The organism is Reticulibacter mediterranei (assembly GCF_016587455.1).
This window is the reverse complement of record NZ_BNJK01000001.1, coordinates 2,309,603-2,324,162: the sequence shown is the minus strand read 5'-3', so window position 1 is coordinate 2,324,162 and position 14,560 is coordinate 2,309,603. Positions and strand designations below refer to the sequence as shown.

At 50.8% G+C, this 14,560-nt stretch carries 16 protein-coding genes; 10 read left to right on the top strand and 6 right to left on the bottom strand.

What is annotated here, in order from left to right; genetic code table 11:
* Positions 1-154 precede the first annotated feature (154 nt).
* The 3 genes from K3T83_RS09970 to K3T83_RS09960 form a co-directional block, all read right to left on the bottom strand.
* Entirely contained in the window at positions 155-1,267 is a 1,113-nt protein-coding gene (locus tag K3T83_RS09970) for a glucose 1-dehydrogenase (protein WP_220202820.1), read from the bottom strand.
* Positions 1,268-1,367: 100 nt separating this feature from the next.
* A complete protein-coding gene (gene tenA / locus K3T83_RS09965; protein WP_220202819.1) occupies positions 1,368-2,078 on the bottom strand; it encodes a thiaminase II in 711 nt (236 codons plus the stop codon).
* Positions 2,079-2,266: 188 nt separating this feature from the next.
* Positions 2,267-2,521 (bottom strand): hypothetical protein, encoded by a 255-nt coding sequence (locus K3T83_RS09960; protein WP_220202818.1) that lies wholly within the window; start codon positions 2,519-2,521, stop codon positions 2,267-2,269.
* Positions 2,522-3,074: 553 nt separating this feature from the next.
* Here K3T83_RS09960 and K3T83_RS09955 point away from each other — a divergent pair.
* The 3 genes from K3T83_RS09955 to K3T83_RS09945 all read left to right on the top strand — a co-directional run bounded on the left by K3T83_RS09955 (position 3,075) and on the right by K3T83_RS09945 (position 5,272).
* Positions 3,075-3,557 carry an NUDIX domain-containing protein gene (locus K3T83_RS09955; RefSeq protein WP_220202817.1) on the top strand — a complete coding sequence of 161 codons (483 nt, stop codon included), beginning with the start codon at positions 3,075-3,077 and terminating at the stop codon, positions 3,555-3,557.
* 119 nt (positions 3,558-3,676) lie between these two features.
* Entirely contained in the window at positions 3,677-4,966 is a 1,290-nt protein-coding gene (locus tag K3T83_RS09950; RefSeq protein WP_220202816.1) for an alpha/beta hydrolase family protein, read from the top strand.
* Positions 4,967-4,984: 18 nt separating this feature from the next.
* Positions 4,985-5,272, top strand: a complete 288-nt coding sequence (locus tag K3T83_RS09945) for a hypothetical protein (RefSeq protein WP_220202815.1) — start codon at positions 4,985-4,987, stop codon at positions 5,270-5,272.
* 4 nt (positions 5,273-5,276) lie between these two features.
* Here K3T83_RS09945 and K3T83_RS09940 read toward each other — a convergent pair whose 3' ends face one another.
* Positions 5,277-6,557, bottom strand: a complete 1,281-nt coding sequence (locus K3T83_RS09940; RefSeq protein ID WP_220202814.1) for an alkaline phosphatase family protein — start codon at positions 6,555-6,557, stop codon at positions 5,277-5,279.
* Positions 6,558-6,901: 344 nt separating this feature from the next.
* Here K3T83_RS09940 and K3T83_RS09935 point away from each other — a divergent pair, with 344 nt between their 5' ends.
* Positions 6,902-8,143: a multicopper oxidase domain-containing protein gene (locus K3T83_RS09935; protein ID WP_220202813.1), complete on the top strand. Its 1,242-nt coding sequence runs from the start codon at positions 6,902-6,904 to the stop codon at positions 8,141-8,143.
* Between the two features lie 94 nt (positions 8,144-8,237).
* On the opposite strand, the gene K3T83_RS09930 is transcribed toward K3T83_RS09935, so the two are convergent.
* Entirely contained in the window at positions 8,238-8,408 is a 171-nt protein-coding gene (locus tag K3T83_RS09930) for a hypothetical protein (RefSeq protein WP_220202812.1), read from the bottom strand.
* 16 nt (positions 8,409-8,424) lie between these two features.
* Complete coding sequence (locus tag K3T83_RS09925; protein WP_220202811.1) at positions 8,425-8,775, bottom strand: hypothetical protein; 351 nt, start codon at positions 8,773-8,775, stop codon at positions 8,425-8,427.
* 348 nt (positions 8,776-9,123) lie between these two features.
* Here K3T83_RS09925 and K3T83_RS09920 point away from each other — a divergent pair, with 348 nt between their 5' ends.
* From K3T83_RS09920 to K3T83_RS09895, 6 genes are all read left to right on the top strand, one after another.
* Positions 9,124-9,399, top strand: a complete 276-nt coding sequence (locus tag K3T83_RS09920; protein WP_220202810.1) for a MoaD/ThiS family protein — start codon at positions 9,124-9,126, stop codon at positions 9,397-9,399.
* 36 nt (positions 9,400-9,435) lie between these two features.
* A complete protein-coding gene (locus tag K3T83_RS09915) occupies positions 9,436-10,536 on the top strand; it encodes a WD40/YVTN/BNR-like repeat-containing protein (protein WP_220202809.1) in 1,101 nt (366 codons plus the stop codon).
* A 70-nt stretch (positions 10,537-10,606) separates the two neighbouring features.
* A complete protein-coding gene (locus tag K3T83_RS09910; RefSeq protein WP_220202808.1) occupies positions 10,607-11,698 on the top strand; it encodes a WD40/YVTN/BNR-like repeat-containing protein in 1,092 nt (363 codons plus the stop codon).
* A gap of 210 nt (positions 11,699-11,908) precedes the next feature.
* A complete protein-coding gene (locus K3T83_RS09905) occupies positions 11,909-12,793 on the top strand; it encodes a GNAT family N-acetyltransferase (RefSeq protein WP_220202807.1) in 885 nt (294 codons plus the stop codon).
* Positions 12,794-12,801: 8 nt separating this feature from the next.
* Positions 12,802-13,716 (top strand): protein DA1, encoded by a 915-nt coding sequence (locus K3T83_RS09900; RefSeq protein WP_220202806.1) that lies wholly within the window; start codon positions 12,802-12,804, stop codon positions 13,714-13,716.
* A gap of 293 nt (positions 13,717-14,009) precedes the next feature.
* Positions 14,010-14,537 carry a general stress protein gene (locus K3T83_RS09895; protein WP_220202805.1) on the top strand — a complete coding sequence of 176 codons (528 nt, stop codon included), beginning with the start codon at positions 14,010-14,012 and terminating at the stop codon, positions 14,535-14,537.
* Positions 14,538-14,560: the final 23 nt, after the last annotated feature.

Below are 14,560 nucleotides of genomic sequence, written 5' to 3'. Positions count from 1 at the left end.
AAACCTCTTGTTGCAACCTGAGTTATCAACATTGTTAAGGTAAATACGTGGCGTAGATGAAACAGGATGCAAAGAAGCCATGTCTTGACTGATCGGGTTCAGCGGAACATGACTTCTCTCGTGAAGAAAATGTTGGGAGTTGTTTCGCAGGATATTATTCGGCGATGGTGACAACGGTTTTGATGCCACCATATTTCCCAAGTAGTGCGTCCTGGGCATTTTCCATTGAAACGCGCTGGCTAATCAGCGAACGCACGGCGGCGGGCCAGCGCTGTGTAAATATATGCAGATCGCGAATAGCAGCTGCGAAGGCATCATTGCCAGCGTTGACCGTCCCAAAAACAACCTGATTCTTGCCCACCAGCCGTGACATAAGCTGATCGGTTGCCTGTGTCGATGTTGTGAAGGTCGGCACGCCGGTAAAGGCGAAGATCGCGTTTCTTCCCAGGTGATTCATGACCTCAAAAGGCAGCGTCGATCCTCCCAATCCTTCGTAGACCAGGTCGATATTGCCGACCTGTTTGACCATATCTTCAACGGATGTGGTCTTGCTCGAAATATACGTGGCTCCAATAGATTGGACGAGTTCCGCTTTGGGGTGAGGTGGCACCGAGCGCGAATAGACGTAAGTGTCAAAGCCTGCCACGATCAATGCCATACTGCCGAGCAAACTGATGGGTCCAGCACCTAACACAACCGCTTTCAAGCCCTTGCCTGGCTGGTCTGCTGGAGCATCTGGCATTTGCCAGGGGAGGCGCTGCTGCATAGCCCAGACCTGCAAAAGCGCTTTCTCCGCGATTGTTAGCGGTTCGGTCAGTACTGCCACATTGCGTAGTTCCTGTGGAACCGGATGCATAAATTGCTCATCATCGACCACAAATTCCGTCATATAGCCATGCTGAGATTTGATACCATACTCGGTGTATTCGCCAGTAAAGCAAAAATCCTGTCTGGCGACGGCACAGGCGCGGCAGTTAGAGTCACTACAAGGGCGGCGCACCGTTGGTATCACAAGATCGCCGGGTTTCAACCTCTGGACGCCGGTTCCAACCTCGACAACCTCTCCCAGTGCTTCATGTCCCAGCACGAGATAGTTATATCCAGGTGGTGGCGCACCAAATCTGAAGGTGCAGATCTCCTTATCTGTACCGCAAACACCGACCTCCAGCATGCGTAGTTTTACTTGCGTGGGCGATGTAATGTGGGGCGCTTCATGCTCGATCAACTTGATGGATTTCTCTTTGGGGAAGATAGCGATAGCCCGCATCCGGTTCTCCTTAGTCTACTGTGAATAAAGAGCCAATGTCTCTCTAACGATTTGTACCACATTTCGAGAACCACTCGCCAGATGTAAAGATTGCTTTATCTCAGACAGGCCACGCTTCTAGCTTCCAGGCCATCTCCCAGAAGAGCCACTCGTACCGTGTGCTGGTCAGAAAAATATCATATAGACGCGCTTCCTCGTTGGGGCTAATGTGGGCGGCGTAGGCGTCAAGGCGCTCACGTAGCCAGATGCCGACCGCATCAAAATCGGGCGAGGCATAGGTAGAGAGCCAATCGGCGTAGGGATGGTCAGGAACGAGAGGCAAATTCTGGCTCGTGAAATGATTGCCAACGTTGGCGTAGATCCAGGCACAGGGAAGAATGGCCGTGAGTAGCTCTGGCAATGTGCCGGTGGCGGCGATGAAGAGCAGATGCCGTGTGTAGGCGTAATTGGTAGGAGCCATTCGGGTAGCGGCCATCTCATCTGGGGTCAGCCCGAAGCGTTTTCCATATTGTTGATGCAGCGATAACTCTACCTGGATCGTGTTCAAGAGTAACTTGCCAAATTGCTCCATTTCGGTGCGGTCTCTGCTCTTGGTCGCTGCATAGCCAAATGTTTTGGTCAGTTCGTCGAGGAAGAGGGCATCCTGGCGAATATAAAACTCGAATTTCTCCTGTGGCAGCGTACCATCTCCCAGCGCAACCACAAATGGATGCTCCAGATGACGGTTCCAGAAGGGAAGAATGCTTGCACGCAAACGCTCGCTCAAGAGTGGTAGTTGATTTTGCGTAGTAGTATTCTGCTCTGCGGACATAGTGAAAACCTCCTGTATACAATGCTTATTCAGCACCTCTATTATATACAGTTGTGAGCATGAAAATAGAGAGCATTGCCTGTTTGGATCAGTCACTATACTGGATAGAGATACTTCACTTCCTTAGAAATCCAGTTACTCCCAACAGTTCCCTTGTGAAGTATCTTTTTTATTGTCGATCGGGAGGTTTATGGGCTGCCCGGCTGGTGGCGTGCTGTGGCCTGATCGTATACTTCCAATGAGATTTGCAACGCTTGCTGATAGCCGACAAACCGTTCTAGCTGTCCCTGATAGTTATCCAGTATTCTATGCCTGTGGGAGATAATATCATGTCTGGCTACAATCGCTGTACCCCTTAACGCTAAATGCATCGCTTCGCATTCTCGTTCCATTTGCTGGCGTAGTTGTGCAACCTCGCTCGTGCAATGTATGTGCTTCGCCATATCTTCTCCTCTCGTTGGCATGATATTGGCCTGACTAAGCAAACCAGGATGAATCACAGATAAGGGCGCGGATTATAAGCATTTGTTACTGCTAATCGTGCTTCTACTTGCAATATCTAGTGTTAATCTTTGTATTATAGGAGATATATTTTATGAAAATGTTAAGGCATTTACTTGTATGATAGATGTAAGCAATGAGAGGAGAATTAAAATAGAAGCGAAAAAATTCTATACAGGTCGTTATTCCACCAGGGCTTTCCAAATCTCCCATCTAGCAGGAGTGCAGAGGGCGGCAGCCCTTTGCCGGGGTGCGGGGTGTCCCCGCAAAAACCTTTTTTCTTCTCTTTTGCGCGCCGCCGCAGGCGGCGCGCGAAGGAGGGAAGGAAACTGGGGACGCCCCAGGCCCCGGCAGGGAGACCCCTGCCCCCCTTTGAGCGGAGAACTGGAAAGCCCTGGTTATTCCACTGTGTTGCTTGCATTTGCCTGTAAAAACTCGTAATCTAGATGAAGAGAAGCCGCTTGTTGTTCTCATCTCCTGTATCAAGGTGTGTATATGGCGTATTTGTTGGCGAAAGTGTGGCGCACGATGCGCGGTCGATGGCAATGGTATGTTTTGTGGCTCTTTCACCACAAATTTATTGTTGGGGTCAACGGAGTTATTTTTAACGATCAAGGCCAGATCTTGTTGTTGAGGCATCGCTTTTGGCGCGAGGGATCGTGGGGCTTACCCGGCGGCTATGCTAATAGCGGCGAGACGTTGGAGGACACATTGCGCCGGGAGGTACGAGAAGAGACAGGCTATGCAGTTGAAACCGGGGCGCTGCTGCAAATGGTGAGCGGCTATAAATTGCGTATTGAGGCGAGCTTTCTTGGGCAGTTGCTTGGTGGCGAGCTGAAGCTTGACCCGAAAGAAGTGATCGAGGCCAGATTTTTTCCACCAGATCAGCTACCAGACGGCCTGCTCTCTTCTCATCGGCAACTTGTCGCCCTCGCACAGGTATATCAGAGCCAGCAGCGAGATCGTCTTCAGAGCTGATACGTTTCTTTTATGCACGAAAAATGGGTCAGTTGACCCTCATTCTCTCTCTCGAACTGGCATATACTTGCCTCAAAGAATACAAGCAAGCTATGTTTCGAGGCTTTGGGAGGATCGATATGCTTCACGACGAACCGGAAGAGCCGTCATCGATAATCTCTGCACGACCTGTGGTAAAAAGCGATGCAACATCGACAATAAAAAGTGATACGGCACAACCTACCGCCGCTTCACGCCAATATACAAAACGCAAGCACAGAGCCATAACATTCGCCGCCCGTTGTGTGCTGGTTGTACTGTTGCTCTTCGGGTTTGCCTGTTCAGTGCTCCCCTGGGGACGTGCCTTTGTGCGCACAACGCTTCTGTTGCCTTCACTGATCACTGGCTCCGAACCTGAGCCGTTAAAAGTGATGGGCGATCCTGTACAGCATACGCAAATGACCATTCCTTCGCAGAATGGCACTGTTTACCTGGATATCTATGCCCCCACGACGCCCGTTCCCTGGCTGCCTCATGCTCGCAGCGGTGTTCTCATTCTGCCCGGTGTGGGCGATCAACGCGGGGAAGCACAACTTATTAACCTTGCTCAGTCTTTAGCGCAGTCAGGTATTATAGCAATCTATATGACAACCGATACCTTGCTCAGTAATGAGGTTTCGGCAGCTGATAGCGATGGGGTTGTGCAGGCTTTTCAGATGCTTGCGCACCAGCCCGGTCTGGCAGGGCAACATCTGGGCATGATGGCTTTTAGTGCTGGTGTACCGCTGGCTTGCCTTGCCGCTGCCGACCCTCGTATTCGCGATAATGTTGCGTATATAGCGGCCTTTGGTGGCTATTTCAATACTGAGAGTGCCATCAAAGCCGTTGGCCGTCGTGCTGTGCTGGTTGATGGCAAGTTGGAACCCTGGCATCCGGTAGCGTACTCTGTTGAAGTGCTGGCTAATGTGATAACAGGTCTGCTGCCCTTTGATGAGCAGATCCGCATCCGTGCGGTGTTCGCGCCTGGTGGCACTCCGCTCTCGCCCCAGGAAATTGCTCACCTTTCGCCGGGAGCGCGCGCTGCCTACGAATTACTCACTGGCAACGAGCCGGATAAAGTGGATGCAAATATGGCCGCGCTCCCTCCTGCTGTCCGTGCAGAGCTTGCCTCGCTCTCTCCCAGTCGGGTAATTGGCGAAATTCGCGCTCCCATCTTTCTGCTGCATGATCGCAACGATGCCTTTCTGCCCTTCACCGAGTCGCGCGACTTTGCGGCTGCCCTGATGCAGCTCCATCACGAACACGATTATGTAGAGTTTCACATCTTCGAGCATGTCGAGGTGAAGTCGCATCTGGATCTGGCTCAGATTCTCGGCGACGGCTCTCGTCTCTTTAGCGTAACATATCGCGTTTTGCAACTGGCCTCATAAGCCGGGAAAGGTGGTAGTATGTTGTTTCTCTCCTTGCTTTGGCTGACAATCGGCCTGCTCATAGGTGGCCTGGCCTGGCTTGCGCGATGTGCTCCCTCTTCATGGCAACGTCTGGCCTGGATTTGGCTGCCTGTGCTTGGCGCGGTGGTCGCGTGCGCTGCGGGATGGCTCGGTGCGCTGCTGCTCGGAAATTTGCTCTCAACGGCGCTGACTTTGTGGATAACGGTTCTGAGTATACTTGTCTTGCCACGAGTCGTCGATGGGATACGCGGGTTCTATACACGCTTCTCGATCAAAAGAGTCTAAAAAGCTATAAGGGTAGTAGGAGTAGCGGAATTTCCATCTCTTCCGGGGTCAGTCCACCGTGATGACCCTGGAAGTGCATTTCAAACCTATCCTCTTCATACCACCATACTGTCTCATATTTGTGAGGAAGGATGACCACATTGCCCACTCTGGCTAAAAAGGTGGGCGATGGTGCCTGTAAACCAAAGAAGTTTCGGGCCAGCAACTCTTGCGTCGTATACACTTCAGCGCGTCCGACAAGGCACTGTCGCAATTTGCCGATCACTTCGTCTATACATTCTTCTTTGATGTGTAGGAACATATCGCGTGGTGAGCCAGCCGGGACAAGAGGGGTGCCACGCTGATTGGTTTTCATATAGCGCACAATTTCGGGTATTTGTTGGTTGAGGTAGTAGGTGGTGCGGGGATTGACCGCGACCTGGCCGTGATCGGCGCTCATCATAAATAGCGTGTTGGGCGCTTTCCCACGAACATTGCGTAAAAATTGCTCCATCATTGACGAAAAATAATTGAGAATCTCGACCGACTGACGCGCATAAGGGCCGTGATTGTGACATTCTCGATCGATGCGATCAAAATAAAGAAAATAGTAGCTCGGGGTTGTTGCCGGGGTGCGCACAAGCTCGGCCAGTTGTGTGAAGGCGTCGGACAGGGTTCTGTAAGGGTGAACGGTTGCTCCTCGGAAAACGATATCTGAATAGGTGGATGAGGAGTACGCCTGATACTGAAAAATATGCGAGCTAACGCCATGTGTCTGTAACGTGTGATAGAAGGTCTGTTGCGGGAAAAAATCTGTCGGGGGAACAGATGAACGTTTGAGCGTATCTCTGCTAATTTTATCTCCAGCATAAGAGAAGAGCAGAGGCGAGATCATCTCGTCTACCAGCGGCTCGTAATAATTCCACTCGTAGACTCCGGCCTGCCCGACGTTGAGACCAGTATGAATGCAGGTGACATGGGCAGCGGTGGTTGAGGGAAATTGAGAGGTCATCTTGGAAATCATGCCATGTGTGAGGATGGTTTTCAAAAAGTTGTATTTGCTGGCGTAACGGTCATAAAAATTCCAGCCAAAGGCATCGATAAAGAAGAAAATAACTTTGTTGTAGCGGGTGGGTAGGTTGCCGAAAACATCGCGAGGAAGGGCTAAGTCTTGCTTTTGTCCCGTAAAGAGAGAAGTAATAGTTGCGGGGAGATTGGCAAAGCAGTAGGAATCGTAACGCGGTTTGATGAAATTTTGCGTGAACTTTGAATTATTAATCACATTCAGTGAAACTGCATTGAGCATTGTATACCTGCTTCCTTAGTTGATGGGGCTGTACAAATATTGCCTTTCATTCGATGCCTGCTTGTTTGCTTTCAAAGCTGCAAAAGGCCCAGGTATTATCCCAGAAAATACGCTTTTGAATGTTGGGTAAAGATAGTAACTCGTTTTGCTGCCTGTTTAACAGTATATCACGAAAATCTCTACCATCAGAGATACTTCTCAAAAGTAGACGTTTGCTCTGTGCTTATTTTGTGATACTGCATTGTGTCTACGTGATCGGGTTGAGACGAGTTACAGATATTCTCTTTTTAACGATATTTTTATCTTGAAACAATCCTGCATTCGTAACATAAGGAGGCCAGTTTATGACCCAGGTGAGGAAGCGTCCCACAGGGGATCAACAGGCTACTATCCAATCTGACGAGGCCGTTTTGCGCGAGAAGCAGTCAGCCATCAGAACTGAAGAGGTCACGGCTTCAACGAAAGTTTCTACTGAGATACCTTTGCCTGCTACCAATGGCTACAGGGTAAGGCCGCAGCGTCGTTCTCGCGGCAATGGCTGGTTCATAACATGTGTCTCGATTACCATCGTATCACTCCTGGTTATGTTGGGTGTTGTTTTAGCCAATTTGCGTCCGGCGACCAATTCCTCATCCGCTTCGCAGGCAACTAGTTCAAGTACTACCAATACATCCAGTTCAAGTGTAGGCATGGGGAATATGGACATGTCTGGCACCAGCAGTTCCTCTGTCTCTACCGCTAATGTCAAGCATCAGACCTATAACGCGGTGCCTCCTGCTGCCCCATCTGGGAACGAGGTGAATATCAAGCTTACTATGAAGGATGATCTGATCACTATTGCTCCTGGAATTGTTTACCATGCCTGGACATTTAATGGTACGGTGCCAGGGCCAGTGCTGCGGGTTCGCCAGGGCCAGATGGTGCATACGACAATTGTCAACGAAGGGACGATGGCGCACTCCATTGATTTCCACGCCGCGCAGACCCCCTGGAACGTGAACTATCAATCGATTGGCGTTGGTAAATCGTTCACATTTACCTGGAAGGCAAACTATCCTGGCGTCTTCATGTACCACTGCGGCACTCCAACTGTGATCTATCATATGGCCAATGGTATGTATGGAACGATCATTGTCGATCCTGCCAATGGTTGGACACCTGCTCAAGAGTATTCACTGACGCAGAGTGAATTTTACACAACAAAGGGACAGGATGGCACCTATAGCGTTGATCCTACCAAGATGATGAATGGCATTCCTGACTATGTTGTCTTTAACGGCTATGCCGAACAGTATCACGATGCACCTTTGAAGGCGAAGGTCGGTCAGCGTATTCGCCTCTTCCTGATGAATGCAGGACCGACGCAGTTCTCGGCTTTCCATGTCATCGGGGCAATTTTTAGCGATGTCTATGTTGATGGCAACCCGGCAAATCATATGGTTGGCAATCAGACGGTGACGGTTCCTCCTGGGGGTGGTGCGGTTGTTGAGTTGACGATCCCGGAAGTTGGCTCGTACCCGTTCGTGACGCACTCTTTTGCCAATGCCAGCAAGGGAGCAGTTGGAGTTATCAAAGTAGAACGTTAGCCTCCTTCAGTCCTGCTCCAGTTGCTTGAAACAAGATCGCTGGTTGCACTTCTACGGCAACCAGCGATCTTGTCTATTCCTGCTTCCTGCACCACTACTGTCCCTTCTTGTGATGTTTTTCTTTGTGCTGTTTCATCACAGTACGAGCAGCCACTTCCTCTGCCCGGTCTCCGTAGCGACCGCTTTTCTCAGCAGATTCTTTGATATGCTCGTACTGACGCTCTTCTTTATCACTGACGCCTTTCAACGGCTTCTTCTGTGGCAAAACGGATACCTCCTTTTTATACAGTAGCGCGATAGCGATGGCGCGTTAACCCATAGGTCAGGAGATGCCAGAGAGCTGTAAAGAGAATGGCCCCGATCAGCGCTCGAACGACGGGAACGCCAAACAAGACCCAATCGCCTATGCCAGTAATGACGATCACCTGTGTCATCAACCAGATCCCGACCAGTGCAGCAACAATCGCGCCGATAATGCCTAGCGGGAGACGCCAACCTACGATATATTCGGCTATCAAGCCAACAACGGCAGCAATGACCAGGTAGAGAATGAAATTGAGACCAAAAGTCCACACGTTATCACCAAACTTAATGGTGACACCATCTGCTAATACGAAGAGAGAGGCTAGCATATGACCCTCCTTTGTCGAATGCTTCTATTTGCAATTCTCATGAATATACTTAACTTTAATACGGGAAGGGTTAGAAAGCAGTTTCACGTACGCAAAATTCAATGCATACATGGCAAGCATGTCTCGGATGAGTACTTGCAGCAACAGGCATACTAATTGTGCAGGGAACTGCTCGCAAGTCGGATGGATAGGGTTTCTAGTGCAGCTTCAGGAGAACTGGATTTCCGTTTTTTGCAAACCCGAAAAGAACGAGCTTTCGTATGAGAAACAGGCGGATTTCCGTCGTGAGACTCCGGTACATTCTGTCTGTTTCCCTCTATTCTTGCATCAGGGAAGGGAGAATGGCGTATGCCTGTTACGATTTTCATTGCTAACGCTTTGCGCAAGAAGACAGATAATCGTGCGACTGTGACGGCAAGCGGTCAGACTGTGCGCGAGGTCATTGATCAGCTCGATGAGAGCTATCCAGGTCTGCTCTTTCATCTCTGTTACGAAACGGGCGAGTTGCGCCCCTACGTGAATATCTTTCTCAATAGTGAAGATGTGCGCCGTTATCAGGGACTCGATACGCCTGTTCCTCCTGATTCCACGATGTACATCTTACAGTCCGTCGCTGGTGGCTGATGCCTTCATTCAACTTCAATAAAGGAGAAAAACGTCATGTCTATCAGTACATACCCCAAAGGCACCGTCGTATTAGCGGTAAGTACCGCTTCAGGCCTCTTTCTGGTCACGTCTCAAGATCGCGTCACGTGGCGTATCGAAGAGACCGCGCTCCAAAACACCTCTGTCTACTACTCTGCATTTGATCCGCGCAACAACTATCGCCTCTTTGCCTCCGATAAGGATGCTTCCGGTCCCGTGTTGCGCTATAGCGACGACTTTGGACAAAGCTGGCAGGAGCCGAAGCAGGGTATCCGTTTCTCGCCAGAAAGTGGCCTGAAGCTGGCAAACATCTGGATGGTTGAGCCGGGACGAGCCAATGAGCCTGAGACTCTCTATGCTGGAACAGATCATGCGAGCCTCTGGACCAGTCATGATGCCGGTGAGACCTGGGAAATAAACCAGGGTTTGCTCTCTCACCCAACCTTTTCCAATTGGATGCCCGGCGCTGGTGGAATGTGCTTGCATTCGATTGTACCAGATCACAGTAACGCATCCAGAATGTGGGTTGCTATTTCTTCTGTAGGCTGTTTGCGCACCGACGATGGCGGCGAGACCTGGGCGTTTGCCAACAAAAATCTGTGCGCCGATTATTTGCCCGCCCCTCTGCCTGAATACGGTTTTTGTGTCCACCGCTTGATCCAACATCCCACGAAAGCAGATGTCCTCTATCAGCAGAACCACCAGGGGGAATATAAAAGCTTGAATGGTGGGGATGATTGGATCGATATGCGCAATAATCTCCCCTCCGAGTTCGGCTTCCCTATCGCGATGGATATCAACCATCCCGACACGCTGTATACTGCCGTGATGAATGGCGAGGGACGCTATAATATCAACAATCAGTTTACCATTTATCGTAGCGATAATGCTGGCGATCATTGGGTAGAGTTGACCGAAGGGCTGCCAGGAGGCGAGGGTGTGCGTATCGGCGTGCTACGTCACGGTCTGGCTACTGATAGCTACGATCCTTGCGGCGTCTATGCAGGCACCAATACAGGACAACTCTTCGCCAGCAATAATCGCGGTGATAGCTGGCAACAGATCGCCACCTTCCTGCCACGCATTCACTCTGTTACGGCTACCGTGCTTGCTTAGTGCTATGGTAGAGTGTGAAACAATCGTCACACTCTACCATTTTTATTTTACTCAGGGAGAAAGGGGCATTATGGTACCTCACAAAAGGTTCCCGGTTGGAACGATCATGCTGGTGGTTGGGACACGGCGTGGCCTGTTTCTCGTCACATCTCAGGATCGGCAGCGCTGGCAAATCGAGGCCACAAAGCTAGAGACGTTGCCCTCGCGCATTTATCACGCCACGTTTGATGCTCGCAACGACTACCGGCTCTTTGTAGCCGATAACGGCGATTTTTTCGGCTCGTTTGTGCGCTATAGCGACGATTTTGGACAAAGCTGGTACGAGCCGCGCCAGGGCATTCAGTTTCCACAGGGCGGGACGCACAAGCTCAACGATATCTGGGTCATTGAGCCGGGTCGCCCAGATGAACCCGGTGTCCTCTATGCCGGAACCGATCCGGCCTCGCTCTGGATCAGCACGGATCATGGTGAGACCTGGGAGGTCAATGAGGCACTGCTGTCTCACCCAGATTATGCGCGCTGGTCGCCCGGATTGGCCGGAACCAGCCTGCATAGCATTATCGCCGATCCCACCAACCGCTCTCGCATGTGGGTTGCTATCTCTGGTGGTGGTTGCTTGCGCACCGACGACGGCGGGCAAAGCTGGCTCACGCTCAATCTCGATCAAGAGCAGCAAGAGATTGGCCTGGGGAGCCATCGCCTGATCCAGCATCCGACGCAGCCTGATACTCTCTATCGTCAGGATCGTCGTAGCATTTTTAAAAGCGTCAATGCAGGCGAGACCTGGATTGACATTCGCGGCAATCTCCCCTCTGGCTTTGGCTTCCCACTTGCCCTGGATCAACATCACCCGGAGACGCTATTTGCGGTCGTCACCGATCCCAAAATCCGTCGTAATATCGGCAATCAATTCACAGTCTATCGCACGTGCAATGCAGGCGAGACCTGGGAAACGCTTACTAATGGTCTCCCTGGTGGGCCGGGCGTTCGCCTCAAAGTGTTGCGCCACGCGTTATGCACGGATATGTTGAATCCGTGTGGCGTCTATGTAGGCACCGATACGGGACAATTGTTCGTCAGTAGCGATAGTGGCGAGAGCTGGAAGATAATTGCCGACTATCTTCCCTCTATCTTTTCAGTTACAGCCACTCTTTTCGTTTAAAAGCAATTTCAGTATGTCTGTCGAGATGATTTCTATAGCCGGGCGAAAATCTTCTCGCCCGGATTTTGTTGCTTTTGGTGTAGAATACTATAGCCTGATTTCTGTAACTGTGTTGCTATCTTTGCTTGTAACAAAAAATAGCGGTATACTCTTGAGCAGGAAAATGTATCAGTTAAAATTGTGGTCGTTTTTGATCATCTGAGGATCAGTATGGATACAGATGCGAAGCAAGGGCTGGTGAAAAGCCTGGGCCTGTCACAGACAGAACTCGCCGAGATTGAGCAACTCGCTAATATATGTAACAAGCATGATAAGTCGGATCTGAAATTGAACTGGACGACGTTACGTGTGCGGCCTCAAAACGAGACGAACGATTTCCTGTACTATGAAAATGGTGTACTCGTTGGCTATCTTGCCTTGTTTAGTTTTAATTCCAGAGAGGCTGAAAGTAGCGGTATGGTGCATCCACGCTACCGCCGCAAAGGGATTTTTACCACACTCTTTAAGGCAGCTGAGGAGGAGTGTCGCAAGAGGGAGCTGCCGCAGATTCTCTTTATCATCGGCCATGCCTATAAAGCCGGTCTAGCGTTTGCTAAAGCCTATGGCATGCGTTATCATCACTCTGAGTATAAAATGGTTTTGAAAGAAGCTCGGATACCTGGCAAATTTGACGAGCGCTTGCAGTTCCGGTTGGCAAAACCAGAGGATGGTCCTGTGCTGGCACATATCACGGCTGTTGGCTTCGATATGTCTGAGGCTGAGGTGGACTGGTATTCAGAGCAAAAATTGCAGGATACCTCTCGTCGTTACTACGTTGCGCTTCTTGATGACGTATATATAGGGAAGCTTGATGTTTCGCTTGATAAAGATGAGGCATTTATTTACGGGTTTGCTGTGCTTCCCGGATATCGTGGTCGTGGTTATGGTCGTCAAATCCTGGCAAAAACGCTTCAGGAGATTCTGGCGACGGGGCGCAAGCGCGTCTCGCTTGAGGTAGCGACCGATAACAAAAATGCCCTCTCACTCTATCAATCATGCGGCTTCAAAGAGACGGGAAGCTACGAATATTACACCTATGACGTGCGGAGAGCGTAACGAAACATATGCCAGCGCAGCCTGTTTGCAAAGGGTGCGGACAACCGATTTCAGGTAACTATCTCACTGCAATGGATGCTTGCTGGCATCCTGAGCATTTTGTCTGTGCCGCCTGTGGTCGTCCCATCAATGGAATACATTTTCAGTTGTATCAGGGCCAACCATATCACGTCGAGTGCTATAACCAGGCCATCGCGCCCCGTTGTGCCTATTGTGGGCGGCCCCTGGTGGAAGAATATCTGATTGACCATTGGGGAACGCGTTTTTGTAAAGAGCATCAGCATCAGTTTCCTCACTGTTCCTATTGTGGGAGGCTGGTTCCTCCCCAGGAGCAGGAAACTGGCAGGAGTGGCGAGGAGATACGTTGTGCGGTTTGTCGCGGCACCGCTATTGAATCCGCAGAGGAGGCTCGCCCGATCTTCAAGAAGCTGATCCAGTGGGTTGGCAGTCAGGGATTGCGCTATAATAGCCTCCCTTTGACGTTGGAGCTATGTGGCCGAGAGAAATTGGCGTACTATCTGAGCGAGCGCGGCCAGAACCATTCCCTCGGGGCGACGATGAGCAAGACCTATTCGCTCGATGGGCGCGTGGTACGTTCTGAAGTAACTGGCGTGGCGGTTTTGCTGGGGTTGCCCGCAACGCTCTTCCAGGGTGTGACCGTTCATGAACTGGGTCACGTCTGGCTAATTGTGCAGGGCATTCAAGATCTCCCATCCTGGGCCGAAGAGGGCTTCTGCGAACTGCTCTCCTACCGTTACTACAGCGGGTTGAATACGCCAGAAGGTCGTCATCACGCCGCCAGCATCGAACGCAACAGCGATCCTGTGTACGGTGAGGGTTTTCGGCGCATTCGTGCGCGCGCCGATGCAATGGGCTTTCAGCGCTTTGTCGAGGCGCTCCAATCCACAAAGCGCCTGCCCTGACAACTGGCGTATCCACAATTTTATTAACCTCTTTCACGCAAAATTCTAATAGTTGTTTCTTTTGCTTGATAGAGAAATATCTACGGTTGAGTCACCATCTGATTGCTTGCTCCGTATATATAGGGAGTCCACAAACGAGATATGGAACGGAAAGTTTCATTAGCCTTCCTTTCGTTCTGAAGTCTCAGATGAGAGGGAGAGAGACGTGGCGAGGTTGTCCTGTGTGTGTTTTTGATTTTGAACATAACAGGAAGACATCATCTCAACACGACCTGTAGGAAGGAGTCTCTCTAATGACTATGAACCCACGTTCAACCGTTGTTGGCGTTTTTGCTGATCGTGTGCAGGCTGAGCAGGCCGTAACCGAATTACGCCGTCTTGGATTTACCGACGATCAGATTGGCTATGTGGTACGCGATGCACGTGGAACTTCTGGTACGGTCACACCAGGCGAAACAGCTGAACGTGCGGCTGTTGGTGCTGCCAGCGGTGGTGTTGCTGGTGGGATTATCGGTGCTGCCGCGTCCTTGCTCATTCCTGGTGTTGGTCCGGCGATAGCTGGCGGTATTCTGGCGGCCACGCTTGGCGGCGTAGTGGTTGGGGCCGCGACCGGCGGTATCGTTGGAGCCTTAACCAGCATGGGCGTTTCTGAAGAGGAAGCCCGGTACTACCAAGGTGAGTTCGAGGCGGGACGTACTATCGTTACAGTCAACGCATCTGGACAGGAGCAAGCTGTCAAAGATGTCTTGCGCCGCTTTGGAGCCTATGACGCAACCACACGCCCTGGCTCATATGCACAGACCAACTATCCCAATTGGTAAGGTTGGTCTGACAGCATAGAAAT

Bases quoted from the DNA above. Each gene is read 5' to 3' on its own strand.
- K3T83_RS09970 (WP_220202820.1), bottom strand. From the start codon at position 1,267: ATGCGGGCTATCGCTATCTTCCCCAAAGAGAAATCCATCAAGTTGATC.
- tenA (WP_220202819.1), bottom strand. From the start codon at position 2,078: ATGTCCGCAGAGCAGAATACTACTACGCAAAATCAACTACCACTCTTG.
- K3T83_RS09960 (WP_220202818.1), bottom strand. From the start codon at position 2,521: ATGGCGAAGCACATACATTGCACGAGCGAGGTTGCACAACTACGCCAG.
- K3T83_RS09955 (WP_220202817.1), top strand. From the start codon at position 3,075: ATGGCGTATTTGTTGGCGAAAGTGTGGCGCACGATGCGCGGTCGATGG.
- K3T83_RS09950 (WP_220202816.1), top strand. From the start codon at position 3,677: ATGCTTCACGACGAACCGGAAGAGCCGTCATCGATAATCTCTGCACGA.
- K3T83_RS09945 (WP_220202815.1), top strand. From the start codon at position 4,985: ATGTTGTTTCTCTCCTTGCTTTGGCTGACAATCGGCCTGCTCATAGGT.
- K3T83_RS09940 (WP_220202814.1), bottom strand. From the start codon at position 6,557: ATGCTCAATGCAGTTTCACTGAATGTGATTAATAATTCAAAGTTCACG.
- K3T83_RS09935 (WP_220202813.1), top strand. From the start codon at position 6,902: ATGACCCAGGTGAGGAAGCGTCCCACAGGGGATCAACAGGCTACTATC.
- K3T83_RS09925 (WP_220202811.1), bottom strand. From the start codon at position 8,775: ATGCTAGCCTCTCTCTTCGTATTAGCAGATGGTGTCACCATTAAGTTT.
- K3T83_RS09920 (WP_220202810.1), top strand. From the start codon at position 9,124: ATGCCTGTTACGATTTTCATTGCTAACGCTTTGCGCAAGAAGACAGAT.
- K3T83_RS09915 (WP_220202809.1), top strand. From the start codon at position 9,436: ATGTCTATCAGTACATACCCCAAAGGCACCGTCGTATTAGCGGTAAGT.
- K3T83_RS09910 (WP_220202808.1), top strand. From the start codon at position 10,607: ATGGTACCTCACAAAAGGTTCCCGGTTGGAACGATCATGCTGGTGGTT.
- K3T83_RS09905 (WP_220202807.1), top strand. From the start codon at position 11,909: ATGGATACAGATGCGAAGCAAGGGCTGGTGAAAAGCCTGGGCCTGTCA.
- K3T83_RS09900 (WP_220202806.1), top strand. From the start codon at position 12,802: ATGCCAGCGCAGCCTGTTTGCAAAGGGTGCGGACAACCGATTTCAGGT.
- K3T83_RS09895 (WP_220202805.1), top strand. From the start codon at position 14,010: ATGACTATGAACCCACGTTCAACCGTTGTTGGCGTTTTTGCTGATCGT.